This is a genomic window from Mesorhizobium sp. M8A.F.Ca.ET.165.01.1.1, assembly GCF_004792065.1.
Classification (GTDB): Bacteria; Pseudomonadota; Alphaproteobacteria; order Rhizobiales; family Rhizobiaceae; genus Mesorhizobium.
The window spans coordinates 1-445 of the sequence record NZ_SRTH01000070.1 but is presented as its reverse complement, the minus strand read 5'-3'; the positions used below and the strand labels follow the sequence as shown (position 1 = coordinate 445).

Genomic DNA, 445 nt, shown 5'->3' with positions numbered 1-445 from the left:
GTGAACAAGACCATCTGTGGAGTGGATGTTTCGAAAGAATGGCTCGATGCCCATATCGAGCCGAGCGGGGCGGCAGGCCGCTTCCGTAACGATGCGGCAGGCATAGCCGAGCTGGCCGCTTGGTGTCAGGGCCATGGCGTCGAGCTTGCCGTCATGGAGGCCAGCGGCGGCGGCGAGCGGCTGGCGTTCCTGCTGCTGTGGGAGCTGAGCCTGCCTTGCGCTCTCGTCAATGCGCGCAACGTACGCCGTTTTGCAGAGGCGATGGGCTTCCTGGAAAAGACCGACAGGATCGATGCCGCCATGATCGTCGGCTACGCACAGGCCAAGCGCGTACAAGCGACGCCGCCGCCGAGCGCGGCCGAGCAGCGTCTCAAGGCCTTGGTGGCGCGGCTCGGTCAGGTCACCGGCGATCTCACCATCCAGAAGCAGCGCAAGAGCGCTGCCG

General features: G+C 65.6%; 1 protein-coding gene. It reads left to right on the top strand.

Annotated elements, in window-relative coordinates; translation table 11 throughout:
* Window positions 1-54: 54 nt before the first annotated feature.
* On the top strand, window positions 55-445 hold a 391-nt coding region (locus EN808_RS35160; RefSeq protein WP_245525202.1), incomplete at its 3' end, for a transposase.